The 18,934-nt window shown below is 46.0% G+C and carries 23 protein-coding genes and 1 pseudogene; 17 read left to right on the top strand and 7 right to left on the bottom strand.

Annotated features, from left to right (window positions below; translation table 11 throughout):
• Positions 1-33 precede the first annotated feature (33 nt).
• From secY to prfA, 13 genes are all read left to right on the top strand, one after another.
• Positions 34-1,338, top strand: coding sequence for a preprotein translocase subunit SecY (gene secY, locus P2A85_RS06815; RefSeq protein ID WP_371122243.1), 1,305 nt, complete (start codon positions 34-36; stop codon positions 1,336-1,338).
• A gap of 5 nt (positions 1,339-1,343) precedes the next feature.
• On the top strand, positions 1,344-1,928 hold the full coding sequence (locus tag P2A85_RS06820; protein ID WP_377478243.1) for an adenylate kinase: 585 nt from the start codon (positions 1,344-1,346) through the stop codon (positions 1,926-1,928).
• 258 nt (positions 1,929-2,186) lie between these two features.
• On the top strand, positions 2,187-2,411 hold the full coding sequence (gene infA, locus P2A85_RS06825) for a translation initiation factor IF-1 (RefSeq protein ID WP_006276978.1): 225 nt from the start codon (positions 2,187-2,189) through the stop codon (positions 2,409-2,411).
• Between the two features lie 370 nt (positions 2,412-2,781).
• Positions 2,782-2,895, top strand: coding sequence for a 50S ribosomal protein L36 (rpmJ, locus tag P2A85_RS06830; protein WP_015178722.1), 114 nt, complete (start codon positions 2,782-2,784; stop codon positions 2,893-2,895).
• 82 nt (positions 2,896-2,977) lie between these two features.
• Positions 2,978-3,361: a 30S ribosomal protein S13 gene (gene rpsM, locus P2A85_RS06835; protein ID WP_340518176.1), complete on the top strand. Its 384-nt coding sequence runs from the start codon at positions 2,978-2,980 to the stop codon at positions 3,359-3,361.
• Positions 3,362-3,445: 84 nt separating this feature from the next.
• Positions 3,446-3,844: a 30S ribosomal protein S11 gene (gene rpsK, locus P2A85_RS06840; RefSeq protein ID WP_332978136.1), complete on the top strand. Its 399-nt coding sequence runs from the start codon at positions 3,446-3,448 to the stop codon at positions 3,842-3,844.
• Positions 3,845-4,018: 174 nt separating this feature from the next.
• Positions 4,019-4,963, top strand: coding sequence for a DNA-directed RNA polymerase subunit alpha (locus P2A85_RS06845; RefSeq protein ID WP_340518203.1), 945 nt, complete (start codon positions 4,019-4,021; stop codon positions 4,961-4,963).
• A gap of 153 nt (positions 4,964-5,116) precedes the next feature.
• Positions 5,117-5,467 (top strand): 50S ribosomal protein L17, encoded by a 351-nt coding sequence (gene rplQ, locus P2A85_RS06850; protein WP_340518178.1) that lies wholly within the window; start codon positions 5,117-5,119, stop codon positions 5,465-5,467.
• A gap of 29 nt (positions 5,468-5,496) precedes the next feature.
• Positions 5,497-6,339, top strand: coding sequence for a tRNA pseudouridine(38-40) synthase TruA (gene truA / locus P2A85_RS06855; RefSeq protein ID WP_371114697.1), 843 nt, complete (start codon positions 5,497-5,499; stop codon positions 6,337-6,339).
• Between the two features lie 215 nt (positions 6,340-6,554).
• Entirely contained in the window at positions 6,555-7,010 is a 456-nt protein-coding gene (gene rplM, locus P2A85_RS06860; RefSeq protein ID WP_340518182.1) for a 50S ribosomal protein L13, read from the top strand.
• Positions 7,010-7,420 carry a 30S ribosomal protein S9 gene (gene rpsI / locus P2A85_RS06865; RefSeq protein ID WP_340518184.1) on the top strand — a complete coding sequence of 137 codons (411 nt, stop codon included), beginning with the start codon at positions 7,010-7,012 and terminating at the stop codon, positions 7,418-7,420. The genes rplM and rpsI overlap by 1 nt, the downstream gene beginning before the upstream one ends.
• A gap of 210 nt (positions 7,421-7,630) precedes the next feature.
• Positions 7,631-7,939 (top strand): 50S ribosomal protein L31, encoded by a 309-nt coding sequence (gene rpmE, locus P2A85_RS06870; RefSeq protein ID WP_371122239.1) that lies wholly within the window; start codon positions 7,631-7,633, stop codon positions 7,937-7,939.
• Positions 7,940-8,229: 290 nt separating this feature from the next.
• The gene (gene prfA, locus P2A85_RS06875) at positions 8,230-9,327 is read left to right on the top strand and encodes a peptide chain release factor 1 (protein ID WP_377478249.1); all 1,098 of its coding nucleotides are present in this window, start codon (positions 8,230-8,232) and stop codon (positions 9,325-9,327) included.
• Between the two features lie 139 nt (positions 9,328-9,466).
• On the opposite strand, the gene P2A85_RS06880 is transcribed toward prfA, so the two are convergent.
• The 3 genes from P2A85_RS06880 to P2A85_RS06890 form a co-directional block, all read right to left on the bottom strand.
• Positions 9,467-10,486, bottom strand: coding sequence for a PstS family phosphate ABC transporter substrate-binding protein (locus P2A85_RS06880; protein WP_377478251.1), 1,020 nt, complete (start codon positions 10,484-10,486; stop codon positions 9,467-9,469).
• Positions 10,487-10,623: 137 nt separating this feature from the next.
• Positions 10,624-13,971: a tubulin-like doman-containing protein gene (locus P2A85_RS06885; protein ID WP_377478253.1), complete on the bottom strand. Its 3,348-nt coding sequence runs from the start codon at positions 13,969-13,971 to the stop codon at positions 10,624-10,626.
• A 224-nt stretch (positions 13,972-14,195) separates the two neighbouring features.
• A complete protein-coding gene (locus P2A85_RS06890) occupies positions 14,196-14,306 on the bottom strand; it encodes an element excision factor XisI family protein (RefSeq protein WP_377478255.1) in 111 nt (36 codons plus the stop codon).
• On the opposite strand from P2A85_RS06890, the pseudogene P2A85_RS06895 reads away from it, so the two are divergent.
• Positions 14,284-14,676: pseudogene (locus P2A85_RS06895) on the top strand (peptide chain release factor-like protein); the annotation flags it as partial. The gene P2A85_RS06890 and the pseudogene P2A85_RS06895 sit on opposite strands and share 23 nt — an antisense overlap.
• A gap of 16 nt (positions 14,677-14,692) precedes the next feature.
• Here P2A85_RS06895 and P2A85_RS06900 read toward each other — a convergent pair.
• On the bottom strand, positions 14,693-15,241 hold the full coding sequence (locus P2A85_RS06900; protein ID WP_377478257.1) for a hypothetical protein: 549 nt from the start codon (positions 15,239-15,241) through the stop codon (positions 14,693-14,695).
• A gap of 27 nt (positions 15,242-15,268) precedes the next feature.
• On the opposite strand from P2A85_RS06900, the gene P2A85_RS06905 reads away from it, so the two are divergent.
• From P2A85_RS06905 to P2A85_RS06915, 3 genes are all read left to right on the top strand, one after another.
• Positions 15,269-15,634 (top strand): helix-turn-helix domain-containing protein, encoded by a 366-nt coding sequence (locus P2A85_RS06905; protein ID WP_377478258.1) that lies wholly within the window; start codon positions 15,269-15,271, stop codon positions 15,632-15,634.
• A 31-nt stretch (positions 15,635-15,665) separates the two neighbouring features.
• Positions 15,666-16,031: a helix-turn-helix domain-containing protein gene (locus P2A85_RS06910; RefSeq protein ID WP_377478260.1), complete on the top strand. Its 366-nt coding sequence runs from the start codon at positions 15,666-15,668 to the stop codon at positions 16,029-16,031.
• A 108-nt stretch (positions 16,032-16,139) separates the two neighbouring features.
• Positions 16,140-16,430, top strand: a complete 291-nt coding sequence (locus tag P2A85_RS06915) for a helix-turn-helix domain-containing protein (RefSeq protein ID WP_293150745.1) — start codon at positions 16,140-16,142, stop codon at positions 16,428-16,430.
• Here the strand turns inward: P2A85_RS06915 and P2A85_RS06920 are convergent.
• The 3 genes from P2A85_RS06920 to P2A85_RS06930 form a co-directional block, all read right to left on the bottom strand.
• On the bottom strand, positions 16,371-16,580 hold the full coding sequence (locus tag P2A85_RS06920; RefSeq protein ID WP_377478262.1) for a hypothetical protein: 210 nt from the start codon (positions 16,578-16,580) through the stop codon (positions 16,371-16,373). The two genes, P2A85_RS06915 and P2A85_RS06920, sit on opposite strands and share 60 nt — an antisense overlap.
• A gap of 112 nt (positions 16,581-16,692) precedes the next feature.
• Positions 16,693-17,499, bottom strand: coding sequence for a pentapeptide repeat-containing protein (locus P2A85_RS06925; protein WP_377478264.1), 807 nt, complete (start codon positions 17,497-17,499; stop codon positions 16,693-16,695).
• 443 nt (positions 17,500-17,942) lie between these two features.
• Positions 17,943-18,803 (bottom strand): Rpn family recombination-promoting nuclease/putative transposase, encoded by an 861-nt coding sequence (locus P2A85_RS06930; RefSeq protein ID WP_377481341.1) that lies wholly within the window; start codon positions 18,801-18,803, stop codon positions 17,943-17,945.
• Positions 18,804-18,934: the final 131 nt, after the last annotated feature.

Here is an 18,934-nt window from a genome sequence, read left to right on the forward strand (position 1 = left end):
AAAATCCCAAATCTAAAATCCCAAATCGTAACTATGGACGTTAGTAGAGAAAAAGCGCCAACTGCACAAGAAACTTTCATGCAGATGGCCCAAGCTGCGGGTTTGCGGGGCCGCATCCTCGTTACCATCGGCTTATTGATTTTAGTGCGCTTGGGTGTCCACTTGCCAGTCCCCGGCATCGATCGCGTCGCCTTTTCCCAAAATGTTCAAAATAGCCCTTTGATTGGCTTTTTGGATCTATTTTCAGGGGGCGGGCTTTCCGCTTTGGGGATTTTTGCTCTAGGGATTTTGCCCTACATCAATGCTTCAATTATTGTGCAGCTTCTAACGGCGGCTTTACCAACTTTAGAAGAGTTGCAGAAAAATGAAGGGGAAGCGGGGCGACGCAAGATTTCTCAAATTACTCGCTACGTTTCTTTGGGCTGGGCAATTCTGCAAAGCGTTGGCATAGCGATTTGGGTTAGCCCTTTTGCTCAGGTTCCAGGACCTTTATTCATCGCACAAACAGCTTTGGCTTTGACTGCTGGATCGATGTTTGTGATGTGGATATCGGAAGTGGTGACAGAACGAGGTATCGGTAATGGAGCGTCTTTGCTGATTTTTATCAACATTGTTTCAGTTTTGCCACGTTCTCTGGGACAAACTTTTGAATTGGCCCAAAGTGGAGACACGCAAGTTGTTGGTCGCGTAATTGTGCTGTTGCTGGTATTTTTGGTGACGATTGTAGGGATTGTTTTTGTTCAGGAAGGTATTCGCCGGATTCCGATTATTTCCGCCCGTCGCCAAGTCGGTCGCAAAGTTTATCGGGAGAGTCGCAGTTATCTACCCCTGCGCTTAAATCAAGGTGGAGTCATGCCGATTATTTTTGCATCCTCGGTATTGATTGTTCCCTCTTTCTTAGCTCAATCTCTTAATAACCCGTTTCTGGTGCAAGTGGCTAATGTTTTGAGTCCCAATGGACCTGCACCCTGGGCTTACGCACTATTTTATCTGACTTTGATTCTGTTCTTTAGCTATTTCTACGCTTCGTTGATTGTCAACCCCGTAGATATGTCTCAGAATTTGAAGAAAATGGGTGCCAGTATTCCTGGGATTCGTCCTGGTCAGAAAACGAGCGATTATGTGGAGAAGGTTTTGAATCGTTTGACTTTCTTGGGAGCGATATTTCTCGGCCTGGTGGCAATTGTACCAACTGCTGTTGAAAGCGCGATCGGAGTGCAAACTTTTAGAGGCTTTGGCGCAACTTCCTTACTGATTCTAGTAGGTGTGGCGATCGAAACTGCTAAGCAAATTCAAACTTACGTCATCTCCCAACGATATGAAGGAATGGTGAAGTAATCCCAATGCAATTGATTTTTATGGGGCCTCCAGGGGCAGGAAAGGGAACTCAAGCTCAGCTTTTAGCAGATCTCTGGAAAATACCCCACATTTCTACTGGTGACATCCTACGCGCCTGCGTAGTGGCTAAAACTCCCTTGGGTGAAAAAGCCAAAGCCTACATGGATGCTGGTGAGTTGGTTCCCGATGGGTTATTGATGGATATCGTACAAGAACGCATGAATCAACCAGATGCTAAGGCTGGCTGGATTCTAGACGGCTTTCCTCGCACAGTCCCACAAGCAGCGTTTTTTGACACACTACTGTGCGATGTTCCTGGTGGGGGGGGCGAAAAGTCTGGGAAGGACTGCGCTCTGAGGGCAGTGAATTTGGATGTTCCTGACAATGTTTTGGTGACTCGGCTGCTGTCACGGGGTCGCCAAGATGACAATGAGCAAACCATTCGCCGTAGGTTGCAAGTTTATCGCGAGCAAACAGAACCTTTGATTGAGTTTTACAGAGACCGCGAACAATTGGTTGCAGTTGATGGGGATCGCTCCATGCAGGAAGTTACCGCTCAACTCCAACAAGTTCTTTCGCGAAACTCTTGAACCTTCTCAATCGAGCCTGTTACCCGCCAACAACTTTTGCTAAGATGTGTTAACTAGGAGCTTTTTGTGCTCAAAGGTCAATCTAATTGACACAACTTTAGCTTTATTCAATTAAGAATAAAGTTAGCGGTTGGTTGAGTGCTTAAGTCGATCGAGTCTCCCTTTCCTCTGCTAGTTTCAAACTTACCAATAAATAAGTTTTTGCAGCAGCCTGGAAAATCCTAGTTAATCAAATGTAGAGTTGAGGTAAATACCAAATTGTCTAAGCAAGATTTAATTGAAATGGAAGGGACAGTGACGGAATCCCTGCCCAATGCGATGTTTCGCGTTGACCTAGATAATGGGTTCAATGTCCTAGCTCACATTTCGGGCAAGATCCGTCGCAACTACATCAAAATTCTGCCAGGCGATCGCGTCAAAGTCGAATTAACCCCCTACGACTTAACCAAGGGCCGGATCACTTATCGCCTTCGTAAAAAATAGGCTTAGATAAAACTTTCTAAAAACTAATTCTAAGTTTAATTAGAGAGAATTTGGTAAAACCCGTCAAATTTATGCTATAATGCTACGTTTGTAGTGTTGCCGAGAAGGACGTCAACAACCCACCGGTGTACAGGGTTAAGTCATTGCTACACCGTGAAAGTATCGATCGCCCTTGAGTCTGAAAGCAGGCGAACTTGACCCCAGTAGTGGGAGTGGGGACCAGCGGGTTCCTTCATCAAATAACCCCCGCTTCATAAAAATTAATCGAGGAGAGGCCTACACCTTGCCCTGCCTCTCCTCCCACCGCTATACAGGCAGTGCCCGCAGGCGTACTCTCCGGTATGGTGGCGTTCTCCAGGCAGGAAGAAAGATGAAAGTTCGAGCATCTGTCAAAAAAATTTGTGAGAAATGTCGCGTCATCCGCCGTCGAGGCAGAGTGATGGTGATATGTACTAACCCAAAACACAAACAACGCCAGGGTTAGAAAATCGGAAAATTAGGAATAGCAGATAGCTGCTGCCTAATTCAACATTGTAGCCAAACAGGAAAACTAGGGAGACAAAAGTGTGGCACGGATTGCCGGGGTAGACCTTCCACGCGATAAGCGCGTCGAAATAGGTTTGACATACATTTACGGAATAGGCCTGTCTCGGGCCCAGAAAATTATCGCTGCAACAGGCGTAAATCCTGATACTCGTGTCAAGGATTTAACAGAAGCAGATGTGACCGCCCTGCGGGCTCATGTAGAAAGCAACTACCAGATCGAAGGAGACCTCCGGCGCTGGGAGTCAATGAACATCAAGCGCCTGATGGATATTGGGACTTACCGCGGTCGGCGTCACCGTTTGGGATTGCCAGTTAGAGGCCAGAGAACCCGCACCAACGCCAGAACCCGCCGGGGTGTCCGCCGCACAGTTGCGGGCAAGAAAAAAGCACCTTCCAAGAAGTAATATCTTTTTGGGAAAATTACGCTGGGGGCTGCTGGCTCCTAGCGCTTCGAGAAATTAGTTGACAGAAAAGTTAAAGAGACTCCTATGGCGCGACCACAAACAGGCAAGAAATCTGGTGCAAAAAAGCAGAAACGGAATGTACCGAATGGGGTAGGCTACATCCAGTCTACCTTTAACAACACGATTGTGACTATTACTGACCTCAATGGCGAAGTCATATCCTGGGCGTCAGCAGGTTCGAGCGGTTTTAAAGGAGCTAAAAAGGGAACGCCCTTCGCAGCTCAAACAGCAGCAGAAAGTGCAGCCCGCCGAGCCAATGACCAAGGGATGCGCCAAATAGAAGTAATGGTCAGCGGACCAGGAGCAGGTCGAGAAACTGCAATTAGGGCGCTGCAAGGGGCTGGACTAGAAATTACTCTGATTAGAGATGTTACCCCAATTCCTCACAACGGCTGTCGCCCTCCCAAGCGACGTAGAGTCTAAAACGATTTGAGATTTTAGATTTTAGATTTTGGATAATGGCTAATTGCTGAAAGCCAAAAACTAATGCTTTCAACTATGGCCCCGTCCATCCAAAATCCGAAATCCGTTCAGGGGTATGCTCTGCAATCTAAAATCCAAAATCAAAAATCCAAAGTGGAAAAGGGAGGTCACTCCGTGGCGCAGTTTCAAATTGAATGTATAGAGTCTCATACTGACAAAGACCGGAGTCAGTACGGAAAATTCGTCCTAGAACCCCTCGACCGCGGTCAAGGAACAACGGTTGGGAATGCACTGCGACGAGTTTTGCTGTCAAATCTGGAAGGAACAGCAGTAACTTCAGTCCGCATCGCAGGTGTCAATCACGAGTTTGCCACGATCGAAGGGGTACGAGAAGATGTTCTCGAAATCCTGCTGAATATGAAAGAGGTCGTCCTCAAAACTCATTCTCAGCAGCCGCAAATAGGTAGATTGCGGATCGAAGGACCTGTCACAGTTACCGCAGATCGATTCGATGTACCTTCTGAGGTAGAAATAATCGATCGCTCTCAGTATATTGCGACTCTCTCCCCAGGCTCAGTTCTGGAAATGGAATTCAGAATTGAAAAAGGGATCGGATACCGAGCTGTAGACCGTAGTCGCGATGATGGAGCTGCTTTGGATTTTCTGTCCATAGATGCCATTTTTATGCCGATTCGTAGGGTCAACTATAGTGTTGAAGACGCTCGCGTAGGCGGCACTGTCGAGAAAGACAGGCTGATTATGGAAATCTGGACTGATGGTAGCGTGACTCCTCAAGAAGCTCTGAGTCAATCTGCTCACATCCTGGTAGACCTGTTTGCACCTCTCAAAGACATCACCCAAGATTCCCTCAAACCCGAATCTCAAGGTGTAACCGATCCTACCAGCCAAATTCCGATCGAGGAATTGCAATTGTCAGTACGGGCTTACAACTGTCTCAAGCGGGCTCAGATTAACTCCGTCGCAGACCTATTGGATTATACCCAAGAAGACTTGCTCGAAATCAAAAACTTCGGGCAAAAGTCCGCAGAGGAAGTGATTGAAGCTTTGCAAAAGCGCCTGAGCATTACCTTGCCACAGGAAAAATCAGCTAAAAGTTAATCCAACGGTAATGAGTAACAAAGTTTTGATTTAGCCACGGCTAGCTCCAAAGGCCACGCTTGTGGATGAGCTTTAAATGCAAAATTTAAAACTCATAACTCAAAACTATTTACTTACCAATTACCAATTACCAATTACCAATTACCAACTGCTATGCGTCATCGCTGTCGCGTCCCCCAACTCAATAAACCGGCTGACCAGCGTCGCGCACTACTGCGCTCGCTGACCACCGAATTAATCCGTCACGGTAAAATTACTACTACTCTCGCCCGCGCCAAAGCGCTGCGTTCAGAGGCGGACAAAATGATTACTCTGGCAAAAGATGGCTCCTTAGCCGCTCGCCGCCAAGCTATGGGCTTTATCTATGACAAACAGTTAGTACACGCACTGTTTGATGCGGCAAAAGAACGGTACGGCTCACGTAACGGTGGCTACACCCGCGTGGTGCGAACTGTCCCCCGTCAAGGAGACAATTCCGAAATGGCGATCGTCGAACTGGTTTAATTCAATTTTGGGTTGGATATTTTTGATTTATGACTGAAAATCCCAAATCGGAAATCGACAACCCCAAATCGATGCAGCGTGTTGCTCTTGTCATCCAATATCTCGGCACTGACTTTCACGGTTGGCAGCGACAGCCGAATCAGCGTACAGTACAAGAAGAGATTGAAACAGCAATTTCCACTGTTCTAGAGCGTCCGGTAACGCTGCACGCGGCTGGGAGAACTGATGCGGGAGTTCACGCCGCGGCTCAAGTAGCCCATTTTGATGCCGATGGCCCAATTCCAGCTCACCGCTGGGCAAGCGTTCTCAACTCTCGACTGGCAAAAGATATTTTAATTCGAGCTTCGGCAAAGGTGGAACCTACCTGGCACGCTCGGTTCTCAGCCAGTTGGCGGCGCTATCGCTACACCCTTTATACAGACCAGACTCCTAATTTGTTTGTGCGTCCTTTTGCTTGGCATTATTATCACGCCCCTGTGGATGAATCTTTGATTCAGGCAGCTATGGTACCCCTGATCGGACATCACCATCTAGCAGCTTTCCACCGCGCGGGGTCTGCCAGGCCGCATTCTTGGGTGGACGTACAAGCAGCAGAGTGTCACCGTTGTGGCCCTACGATCTATATCGAGGTTCAGGCGAGCGGGTTTCTGTACGGGATGATGCGGCTGCTGGTGGGTTTGCTGGTGCAGGTGGGTCGCGGGGAAAGGGCGATCGAAAATTTTACAGATATCTGGGTCAACGAACGCCGAGAACTGGTAAAATATGCCGCCCCGGCTCAAGGTTTGTGCCTGCTGCGAGTTGGCTATCAAGACTTTCCCTTTCCTCCCGAAGTTTGGTATGACACTCAGCCAAAATTAGTTATTAGTCAGTAGTCAGTAGTCATTAGTCATTAGTCATTAGTCATTAGTCAGTAGTCATTAGTTAACTACTAATATAAACTAAGGACAACTGACAACTAACAATTAAAAGCTGACAATTAAAAACTGACAACTGACAATTAAAAACTGACAACTAACAATTAAGAACTGACAACTGACAACAGTTAACAGTTAACAGTTAACAGTTAACTCACAACAAACAACAAACAATGAACAAAAGTTACGTCCCTACTCAAGACTCCCTAGAGCACAAGTGGTACGTGGTCGATGCCGCCGACCAACGGCTCGGTCGTCTGGCAACTGAAGTTGCCATGTACCTCCGGGGAAAACACAAACCCACTTACACTCCTTCTATGGATACCGGCGATTTTGTAATTGTCATCAATGCTGACAAAATCGCTGTTACTGGCAAAAAACGTACCCAGAAAATCTATCGTCGCCACTCTGGAAGACCGGGCGGCATGAAAACCGAAACCTTTGCTAAATTGCAAGCACGTTTGCCTGAAAGAATTGTGGAAGAAGCGATTCGAGGAATGCTACCTCACACTGCTTTGGGCAGACAACTGTTTACTAAGCTGAAGGTTTACGCTGGCCCTGAGCATCCTCATGCTGCTCAAAAACCAGAAGAATTAATTGTTCACACGATTCCAGGAGGAAATGAGTAATGCAAGCAACAGATACCGGCCGCGCGGTGTACTGGGGTACTGGTCGTCGCAAGTGTTCCGTAGCACGAGTACGTTTGGTTCCCGGCACTGGGATATTGACTGTCAATGGTAAAGAAGGGGATTTGTACTTGCAATTTAACCCAACTTATTTGGCTCTGGCTAAGGCTCCTTTGGAAACTTTGGGTCTGGAAAATGAGTACGATATTTTAGTAAAAGTCGAAGGTGGCGGGTTGACAGGTCAGGCTGACTCCATTCGCTTGGGTGTCGCTAGAGCACTGTGCCAATTAGACCCTGATAACCGCAAACCTCTCAAGATTGAGGGGTATTTGACTCGTGACCCGCGGGCGAAAGAGCGGAAAAAGTACGGTTTGCGGAAAGCTCGGAAGGCTCCTCAATACTCCAAGCGGTAATCGAGAGCACCAGGAACAAGTCCGAGGGAAGAGGGAAGAAGGAAGAGGGAAAAATTATCCAGATTCCATCCTCCTTTTTTTCAAGGTCTATTTCTGATTCCCGATGCGTGCTTTCACATCCAATCTGGCGAAATCGTGGCGGTTGTTGGTACGCAAGTCCTAGCACGGCTAAAATGGTTGTAAAGTAAAAAAAATAGAGAGTAAAAAACAATGGCGAAAGCTGGCATTCACCCTCAGTGGTATCCCGAAGCTGAGGTTTATTGCAACGGGGAGCTTGTGATGACTGTTGGTTCTACTAGACCCAAGCTGCAAGTTGATGTTTGGTCTGGGAATCATCCTTTTTATACTGGGACTCAGAAGATTATTGATACTGAAGGTCGTGTGGAACGCTTTATGCGGAAATATGGCATGACGGAAGTGGAAATGCCGAAGGCAGATGCTTCTTCTGGCCCGCTGAAAATGGAAGACCCGAAAGCGGATGCTGCTAAGGCTGCTGCTAAAGGCAAAAAGAAGAAGTAGCCGGATTGTCATTTGTCCGCAGTTTGTTGAGAGTAGTTTTTTTCTACTGACAATTTACCGCCTTCGGATTGCAGATTTTAGATGGAAGACTTGCCCTTGCCAGCAGTTGAGTTGGAGCGACATTCTATCCCAACTGCTCTTCAATAGACATCTCCTCAAAAGGCTGGCAAGGGCAGGCCCCATGCCTACCCCACAGGAATTATTGGAGATGTCTAATTGTCAAATCTCAAATCTCAAGTCTCAAGTCTCAAATTTCAAATCTCAAATCGATTGACAGAGGACAACTGACAATGGCTGAATCTTATTTACTGGATAAATTGAAGTCGGTGGAGCAAACTTTTCATGAGTTGACTCGCCGCATGGCTGACCCGGATGTTGCTAGGGATAATTATGAGTTTCAGCGGGTAGCGAAGGCTCGATCGTCCTTAGAAGAAGTGGTCGATACTTTTGAGCTGTGGAAAACCACGACTGATGATTTGGTGGGTGCGCGTCAAGTTCTGAAAGAGGCTGCGGGCGATCGAGAATTGCAAGAAATGGCCGCGATCGAAGTTGAGGAACTTGAATCTAAGCTGGATAATTTGGAAACCCGTTTGAAGGTTTTGCTGCTCCCCCGCGATCCGAACGACGATAAGAACATCATGCTGGAAATTCGGGCTGGTACTGGCGGAGATGAGGCTAGTATTTGGGCGGGTGATTTGCTGCGCCTGTATTCGCGTTACGCTCAAACTCAAGGCTGGCAGGTGAAGTTGGTGAGCGAGTCGCTGGCGGAAATGGGTGGCTTTAAGGAAGTGATTTTGGAAGTTACGGGTGACAGCGTTTATAGCAAACTGAAGTTTGAGGCTGGGGTGCACCGGGTGCAGCGGGTGCCTGTGACTGAGGCTGGCGGTCGGGTGCACACTTCGACGGCGACGGTGGCTGTGATGCCGGAGGTTGATGATGTGGAGATTCACATCGATCCGAAGGATATTGAGATGAGTACGGCTCGATCGGGCGGTGCTGGTGGTCAAAATGTGAACAAGGTGGAAACTGCTGCGGATTTGTTTCACAAGCCGACGGGGATTCGGATTTTCTGTACCCAGGAGCGCAGTCAGTTGCAGAATAAGGAGCGGGCGATGCAGATTTTGCGGGCTAAGCTCTATGAGATCAAGTTGCGGGAGCAGCAGGATGAGGTGAAGTCCCGGCGTTTGGCTCAGGTTGGTACTGGTTCGCGATCGGAAAAAATTCGCACTTACAACTATAAGGATAATAGGGCTACCGACCACCGTTTGGGGGAGAATTTCTCGCTCAATAGTGTTTTGGAAGGGGATATTGAGGGGATTATTCAGACTTGCATTTCTCAGGATCAGCAGGATCGTTTGGCCCAGTTGGCTGCTTCTACTTCTAATTGATGGGTTGATGGGGAACTTAGGCGCATTGTTTGCTGTGCCTTTGTTCTCTGATGACTTGACGGATGTGGTTGAGTAGGGCTTCCCAAATTGCATCGGCGATCGCTCTTTGGGAATTGGGGGCAGCGATAGCGCCTAAATTTTACCGAATTGGAACAAACCCTGCTTCTTCTACTAACTTTTGACCTTCATCGCTCAAGAGCATATTGGTATAAGCAACTCCCGCTTGTTCATCCAATTTTCCATCCTGTTTGATGACAACAAAAAGTCGTCGCGTCAACGGGTAAGTTCCATCAGTAAAAGCAGTTTTATTAACCGCTTTGCAAATTTGATCGATACAGGGAGACACAAAACCTGAACTCGCTACCTTGCCAAGAGGAAGAAGGTTTATCATACTTTGACTGATTACCTCCGAAGCTGTAGCATACCCAATACCACCACGAGTTATCGCAACCTTTTGAATTGATCCTGTAGTGTCTCTCACCTCTTGCACATTTGAACCCAATGGTTGTTTGTCCAACACTTTTTCGTAAAAATAATCAACTGTACCACCAGCCTCAAGATTACGGCTGAAGGGAGTAATTTCCATATCTGGCCCTCCTACATCTTTCCAGTTGTTGACTCTTCCGGTAAAGATATCTCGCACTTGAGCTAAGGTAATCCCCTTTAAACCTTGATTTATCAATTCAGGATTGACATAAAAAGCAATACCATCAATAGCAACAGGTACTTGTTCAAGTTTAAAATTTCGTTTTTGAGCCAGTTCAAACTCATCATCTTTTACAGATCGGGAAGATTCAGCAAAACTCATTTGTCCCTCAATCAGCATTTTAATACCTGTTCCAGAACCAGGCTTGCCATTAGGTGGCTCGGTATAGCGCAACTGAAATTGAGGATGTGTCTTATTAATAGCTGCAACAACGACCGGAGAGCGCAGAGGTGCAAAGGTTGTAGAACCCCCATAGTTGAATATTCCATTTGGTACATTAGGAATATTAGCCAGACTAAGATAGGTAGTGAACGGCGCGCTGCTCGGCGTAACAGGCGTTGTGGGGGGGCTGCTGGATGAAGCTGTAGAAGTAGATGATGGCGCTCCAAATAGCTTGTCTTTAAATAAAAAATAGGGTCCCCCTAACATTAAAAATACAGTTGCTAATCCCAAAACTATAGGAGGCACACCGCGTAATCTTGTACCGCAGTAGGAACACTGATATGCTGTGGATGAATTTAATGTTTTACACTTCGGGCATTCGACATTATTAGAGCCACTACTCATAAATACCTCATAACAGTTGATAACTATTTATTCAATCCTAGTTCTTTTCGCACGTTCGACTCAATTGCTGTTACTTGTTCGTTAGTCAATCCCAATTCCTCTTGAAGATCAAGCAAATCAGCCTGCTGTTGCCCGCCTATTCCTTCATCATTCTCAAGAAAAGCTCGATACATCAGAGCATATTCCTGTTGATAATTTTGAGGTGCGAACTTAGAAATAATCCGCTCTGCCAGTTCTTGAGGAATTGCATATCTTTGGCGAAAGCGCTCCAAAGTTTGCAAGTCTGTGGCAGAAGGATTGCCGCGACTGTAACAACTCTGGGCTAACTTTTTAAATTTTTCCATATTTCCTTCAAAATCTGCTGTAGTTGCAGGTTTTACTGTTGAAGGGCTGGAAGGCTCAGTAAGTGGCTGGGAAGTTGAAGATGTACCATCACTAATGAATAAGTTATGATTCTTGACAAACTCCTCGATTGCTACTTTAGTCTTTCTGTGTTCAGGATTATCTTTGCCATGTAAGAGAGTATTTTCTAACTGCTCCAGATATATCATCAATTTTTGATAGAGAGATTTTTTTTCGGGCTTCGTAACCGCTTTTTCACCCATACTTTGAATAGTGTCATTAAGGATTTCTCTAACTTGCCGGTTAGAATCGTTCAGCAAGTATTCTTCAGCCTCCTGCCAATTTGCTCCGAAAGTATGAGTTTTTCCAAACCCCGTCTGCTTATCTTGGTAGGCAAAACGCACTTCGTGGAACCCAGTAGCTTTGTTCTCCACTTCCGTCAGCAACTCCAAAACTCTTCCCAGAATCAGGTTGTGTTTAACCTTTACCTCATGGTCAGGTGCAGGCATCGGGTCTTGAAAACGACGATTATCTTGATGAGTGTGCAGCGGGTTCGGATCTGATTGCGAAACCGAGCGATAAACAGTCCGCATCCGATCCATCCCCTCAATTAGCCTTAATGGAAAAGCTCCAACTTCTTGAACAAAATAAATTGAGTGCGGGTCGTTGAGAGGTTTGATATCTTTATCGGTTAACGTGCTAGCTTTACGGAGCATGGGCAAAATAATTTCTACCGCTGAATCTGTAGGCTTATTTCCTCCCTCAATTCCTACCAGTTTTTGGCGTTTTTCAGGTCGGTCATCCCAACCTAGACGGGCTTGATCTTGACTAAACCGTACAAACGGTTCACTTTTCTCAAAGGTAGTTTTAATTCGGGCTTCCTGCTCTTGTAGAGTAGGATACTGTTGCAGGAATTGGCGTGCTGCCGAAATTTTGATTTGCAGCCTACCTGCCAATTCATCTAAAGCTAGATTCCAAAGCCGATTAAATAAGTCTTGCTTTAGTAGAAAATCTTCTGAGAAGGTGTGCAGATCGAGAAGTCTTAACTTCAATTCCTCTAAAACTTTCTGAGAGATAGTCTGAAAAGCATTTTCTTCTCTGCCTGCTAGGGCTTCGGTATAAACTTGGTCAACCACCTTGGGGTCATAAAGTAAAATGCCGTTAACAGTCAGCGTTGCTGTTTCCAGTATGTAAGTGTTCTCATGTTCTTGCAATGCCACCTGTAACCCTTCTATTGTGCGTTCATAGGCTGTGATCTCGATTAATAACTGATCTATTTCTGCCATCATAGAGTCTACAAGTCGAACCCCTAAAACGCGAGACTTGACTTCTATCTTAGCCACATATAGGTCTTTGAGTGTCGCCAAAATGTCTTCAAAATCTTTGTCAACAACACTTTTTTTATTAATGGGGTTAAACTCTTTAACATGAGTGTTGATTTGATTGGACAATACTGGAAACTTTTTGTCAGCTTTTGTTTCTTGGTCTAGCCATACTTGTGACCTGTCTTGCTCAAATCGACTGCGGTATTCAGCAAAGACTTCTCGGAGCGTCTCTAAAAATTGACGGGTAAACCTTGAACCACGAGATCTGTCTTCAACCATGCGGTACACAGTTTCGCGAAGCTGTTGGCGTTTTTGGGGAATCAATCGATTTAAGTTGTCCCACATTTTTTTATAGTAGTCGCTCCACCGCTTTGGATCGTCATCGCTACCCTCAAAATGGGGATCGTACTTCCGTTTGTTTTCCGCTATAAAGTTTTGTAAAACTTCAAATTTAACGTTTAATTGGTTGCGTTCCTGTTTCACCGCAGCCACCCACTCAGAAACTTCCAGGCTATAGGTTTTACTATTGTCGCTCAAACTGATGCTGTCAAGGATTTGGTGCTCCTTGTCAGATTCAGTTAGCTGGAGGCTTGGCAATATTTCGGTTTTAACTACATCTCGCATTGATGTAGAAACGGGAGTAGGATTTGCCCACCATGAAACTACACGGTTAGCGAGGCGAAAAGCACAAGCTTTGCGAACCCGTTCTACGGGAAACTGAATGCTAGAAAGACCGAAAGTAATAAAATTTTGAGGATAACCAAGGGGATCGGGCGCTGCCCACTGCTTACGAATATTGTCCCTGACTAACTTTTTATAGGGACTAAATCCAGAACTGAAGTCTAGGAAAATATTTTGTGCGACCATTTCTAGCATTGATTCCAGGGTTGGAAGGGTGACTTTATCGTTGCTATTTCCTAGCAGGTAGCAGAAGCTAAAAGGCACATCTTGACCACTCTGACTGCTAATTTGATCGGAAGCATTTGTGCTGTATTGCGCTTCAAAGCGAGTATCGCTGCGGGAATAATGGTTTAATTCCATTAGAGCAGCATAAGCATTGGCAACTACCCTGTCTCCCAAACCAGAAAAAGCCCCTGGCAACACCAAGTAGGCTGATGTTTGAGGCTGATCCGACGCGGGAATCCAATCGCGGAGATTGTAGGCGAGGTCTAAAAACATTCCTGAACCTGTTCCACCACAAAGGGAACAAACAACAAAGATATTGATGCCTTTATCAATTTGCACCTGGCGGCGCTCCATTTTGTCCGTTCCTTCAATAATCCTTTGTTTAGCATTTTCAAAACTATCTTTAATTGACGGATAATTGATGGTAAAGGCAAATTTACCTAAAGATCTAATTTGACCTGCACCTGCCAAAATTGAATCAGTACCTTTGAGCTGACTGGGAAACCACTCTGCTAAATAGTTGTAGTCAGAAAGTTTGTTAAGCATGGCTTTAGCATTTTCGACCTTAGCCCAGACTTGTTCGACTGGACGCAGGGAAATGTCTTGTTTGAGAACGACTTGCGGTTCGGAGCATTTGGCGTTCTGCTCTGTGTCTATATGCAAGAACGATACTATCGGCAGAGCATCTAAGGAGTCGTAGGTTTCCACGATCATCCGGCGAATTTTAATTAATATTTCTTTTCCTGTCCCACCTAGTCCGATGACGACAGTGGGAGTCATGCCTTGGTACTCAGCCATACTTTAATTTAAGGATAGATATTGCTAATATTATGAATGGTAGTATAGCATACGGCTGAGGTGAGAGTTGTATTTACGATCGCACCTCCTCACCCTCACCTTTCTACAACCTTCTCCCATAGCCTGCTTTAAAAGTTTTTGAAGCCCGATCGCCCTCCCATTCAACTTCCTGCACTCCATCATACTTTCAAGGATTCTCACTGCTTCTCACTACAAGGAACGACCTAAGTAGTATGAGGTCTAACATCAGGCGGTTGAAGCCCCAAAACAATTGATTTAGTCGGAATTCCCGCTGCAACTAACTCCTCAGCAATCAGCGGCCAAAATGTGAACAAGGTGGAAACTGCTGCGGATTTGTTTCACAAGCCGACTGGGATTCGGATTTTCTGTACCCAGGAGCGCAGTCAGTTGCAGAATAAGGAGCGGGCGATGCAGATTTTGCGGGCTAAGCTTTATGAAATAAAGTTGCGCCAGCAGCAGGATGAGGTGAAGGAGCTACGTTTGGGGCAGGTTGGTACTGGTTCGCGATCGGAAAAAATTCGCACTTACAACTATAAGGATAATCGGGCTACTGACCACCGTTTGGGGGAAAATTTCTCGCTCAATAGTGTTTTGGAAGGGGATATTGAGGAGATTATTCAGACTTGCATTTCTCAGGATCAGCAGGATCGTTTGGCCGAGTTGGCTGCTTCTACTTCTAATTGATCGGTTGATGGGGAACTTAGGCGCATTGTTTGCTGAGCCTTTGTTCCCTGATGACTTGACGGATGTGGTTGAGGAGGGCTTCCCAAATTGCGTCGCCGATCGCCACGGGATACTTGAAATGTTCTAGGTCATACTGTACGATGAGTTCTAGGGGTGCTAAGGTTTGCTGGTTTCGACAACTGGCAATTGTGGCGATCGTCTCCTGTTGCCATCTGGCAAATAGTCTGTAGCTGAAAAAGGAACTGCATTTTTGTCCTTTCTTGTTCAGGTAAACGACTATTACTTGATGTTGTTTGGGGTAAACTTTGACTATGCGGTTTACGGGCATTCTCAGGGCTTCGGCTGCTTCTATTTTGGAGATTTGCCAGCACTGGGGTTTGAGCCAACCGGAGGCTGTGAGGCTTTGACGTGTGTGGCTGGGCTTGTAAGTTTTTTGAGTGCGTCTCTTGGTCATTGCTATTTCTCCTAAATCTGTTTTCATTAAAATTAAAATTTTCAATCTAATTAAAATAATATCTGTTAAATCTTCTCCTGTCAAGCAAGACAGGTAAATTTGTTGGTACACAAGTAAACTAGGAGTTGTGGTTATCTCGTGGCTGATACCGTGGACGCAGAAGCTAAGAAAAAACTGAGTGAGGTTGTTAAATTAGCGCGGGGCTCTATGAGTCTGACTGCTTTTGGCAAGCTGTTGGGAGTTTCTGCTGCTTCTGTCTTGTATTGGGAAAAAGGGCAGGTACTTCCAGATACAAAAAATTTGACTCAGATTGCTACAAGAGCAGGCTTTACGATGGAAGAGCTTATGGCCCATCTCGAAGGCAAGCCTGTGCAGGAACCTCTAGATACCAACGATCTGCTCAAGAAAATTCAATGTATGCCACTGAGTGACTTAGCAGTGATTGTTCGAGCTGGTATGGAGCGACTGGCTGCTGCTGCTGTAGCTTCTGGGAAGTATGGTTGATGTTCTGTAAACTGGGAATTGTGGTCATCTCGTGGTTGATACCGTGGACGCAGAAGCTAAGAAAAAACTGAGCGAAGTTGTTAAGCTAGCCCGTGGCGACCTGAGTTTTAGCGCTTTTGGTAGGCTATTGGGAGTCTCTGGGTCTGCTGTTCAGTATTGGGAAAAGGGTCAGGTACTCCCGGATACGAAAAATTTGACTCAGATTGCGGCAAAAGCGGGCTTTACAATGGAAGAGTTGATGGCTCATCTCGAAGGTAAGCCAATGCCAGAACCTGTTAATACCAACGAGCTGCTGAAGAAAATTCAATGTATGCCAATTAGTGAGTTGGCGGTGATTGGTAGAGCTGTGATGGATAGGCTCGCTGCTGCTGCTGAGTCGTCTGGGAAATATAGTTGATGTATCTGTTCGTAAGTAGACTGGTAGATACGGTCGAGTAGCTTTTAACTTGTGAACATCCAAAATAGACAAAAACTTAGTGAAATCATCAAAACAGCGCGCGGAACAATGAGTCAGCGAGCGTTTGGTAAGCTTTTGGGCGTTTCTGCGACTGCTGTTCAGCTTTGGGAAAGGGGCGATACGGTTCCCGATACTGAAAACTTGGGTAAGCTCGCAGCGAGAGCAGGCTATACTCTGGAAGAGTTTCTCAGCTTTTTGGATGGCAATCCAGTCTCGCAACCACCAGAAATTAACGATATTGTCAAAAAAATTCAGTTTTTGCCTCTGAGTCAGGTGGCGCTAATTGCTAAAGCTGTAGCGGATAGATTCGCTGCGTCGGCTGAGGCTGCTGGGGAATGAGTTAGGATCGATCGCGATCGCCCGTTTTGGGAAGTAGAGTGCGATCGCCCTTAAGAAATTCCACCACAGGTGCATACCACAAGTCGAGTATTTTGTCAAGCCAATATCTACTTTGTTTCGGAGTCCGATCGCCCTTATGGACTGACGCACTCCGACAAAGAAACCGGGTTTTTACCTAATCTGTCGGTGACAACGAAGTATTTTCCTAAAAAACCCGGTTTCTGGGCCCCCTATCATCGCCCTTACGAAAAAAACACTCGCCCTATCCCTGAGTCAATATGTCTAAAAATTCTTGGACAATGCGATCGGCATCTTCGCAGCATCTTTCTGCGTCGCAATAGTGGATGATGGTGATACCGTGAGATGCAAAGTCGCGATCGCGCGTTTCATCTTTTGCTGTGTCGGGATGTGATATTTCCAGAATACCCCATTTGCCTTGGTGGAATATGAGGAAATCGGGTTCTTGGTTTTGTCGGCCTGCGGGTGTGGTGAGGCGGGCTTTGGAGTTGGGGAAAAAGAGGGTGTTTGTGCGATCGAGCGCTTCGGCTATTTTTACTTGTTCTTCGCAGTGAAAGCGCAAATCGTTCCAGTGATAAATCCGTTCTTTTATGGTTGACAAAATTCCCTGGTTATGCGCGTTTTCAGGCTTAATAATTCCATCTGATACTGTATGATAATCAGATAGAATTGCACCGTGTAAATCTGCTGACGAATCAGATTCACTTAAGTTTGCAAATGATAGTCTGGCTCCGCTTAAGTTAGCACCGCTGAGGTTAACTCCAATAACTTGAGTTCGATGTAATGTCACTTGATGTCGCCGCAAGTATCGCTTAAAAACAGAGCGTAAATTATTTTTTTTTACTTTTTCATCAAAAGCCTCTGAGAGTTGTTTCCAGAGTTTAGCCGCCAGCGCTTTGATGTATTCATCATTATATTGAGAGAGTTGAGAAATTTCTTCGTAGGAATGTCTGCCTTCCCAGCATTGTCTGAAGATGAGCTCTTGCACGTCGTTTAAGCCTTCGCCATCAAGGACTGTTTCTGCGATCGCGATTGCTTCATCAACGGTCATGGCTTAAGTTTCCTCAAAGTATATATCTGGTGAAGTTTTGACAATAATACCATTTTTTTATGATGCTGCATAGAATCCGATCCCCCCTAAAGAGGGCGGGCGGGCACGGGGGCACCGCCCCTACAAGGGGGGGACAAGATTCTTCTCAAAGTCCCCCTTCTTAAGGGGGATTTAGGGGGATCGAGATATGTGCAACGACCCATTAAATTAATATAATACCAATTTTTTATGAGGCCCCGTAGAATCCGATCCCCCCTAGCCCCCCTTAAGAAGGGGGGGACAAGACTCTTCTCAAAGCCCTAAAGAGGGCGGGCACGGGGGCACCGCCCCTACAAGGGGGGGACAAGATTCTTCTCAAAGTCCCCCTTCTTAAGGGGGATTTAGGGGGATCGAGATATGTGCAACGACCCATTAAATTAATATAAGAGGCGATATTTTAGCAATTAAGGCTGATGTTCGTTCAACCAATTGGTTAAATCTGAGGCTGATGAAAAATCCAGCAGCGCCTCTCCTAAATCCTCTAATTCTTCTACGGATAAAGTCTGAATTTGCTCGCGGGTTTCAGGTGCGATCGCACCGATGCGTCGAGTCAACTGGCGAGTGAGGAACGACAGCGCCTCATCTTTCCTTCCTTCAAGGAGGCCTAGTTGTCTTCCTTCAAGGAGGCCATCTTCGCGAATTTCTTGGTAAATCACAGAACCGCGCATAGTTTCTTTCCTAAATAGTTGTCTGATCAAGTCTTTTTCAAATCTCAAACCTGCGAGCACTTGGGTACAAGCGAGTAAATCTGCTTGTTGGGTGGGTTCCTCTATTGTAGCAATTTGAGTAGCTATTTGCTCTAACAAAGTTCGCGGCGAGTTGGTTTGAGATAGTGTCGCGAGTGGGAGTAAGCCGGGGACGGACAGCAGTGAAGCGGGGTCTTGTTCCCACAGCCGGATAACTCGATAGCTGTGTCGGGTGTTCGCGTCTGTGTACTCAGATACAAAAACTTGTTCTGAGGCTGTTTGCTGCAAAAAGATTACTACTTGATTGATGGAACAGGAGTATTGCCGTTTGAGCCTGACGTAGTAGTCTAGCATTCTGAAGGCGATCGGCGGGTCGGAGTAGGGTCGGGTTTCAAATTCCAGATGTAGGATTTGGTTATCCGTTTGCAGGAAAACGAGAGAATCGGCTCGAATGGGTTCTTGAATTAGTTCGGTTTTGAGTACCTGAACGTCGGTGGGTTCGTCTATTGGTAGTAGCCAGTGGACGAAGGCGGCGGGGAATTTTTCTGCTAGATATTTGCAGGTGTTGTCGTAGGCCAAGGAAGTTGGGTTGTGAGAGGGGTGATTACAAGAGTTTAACTCTAGCGGCATCTACCGGAGAAGAGATTTTTGGGGAATTTGGGGAAAGTCCTTACTTTTTGTCACTTTTTCTCACTTTTTATCACTGACAA

The sequence above is a fragment of the Microcoleus anatoxicus genome (assembly GCF_042465725.1).
Taxonomy (GTDB): Bacteria; Cyanobacteriota; Cyanobacteriia; order Cyanobacteriales; family Microcoleaceae; genus Microcoleus; species Microcoleus anatoxicus.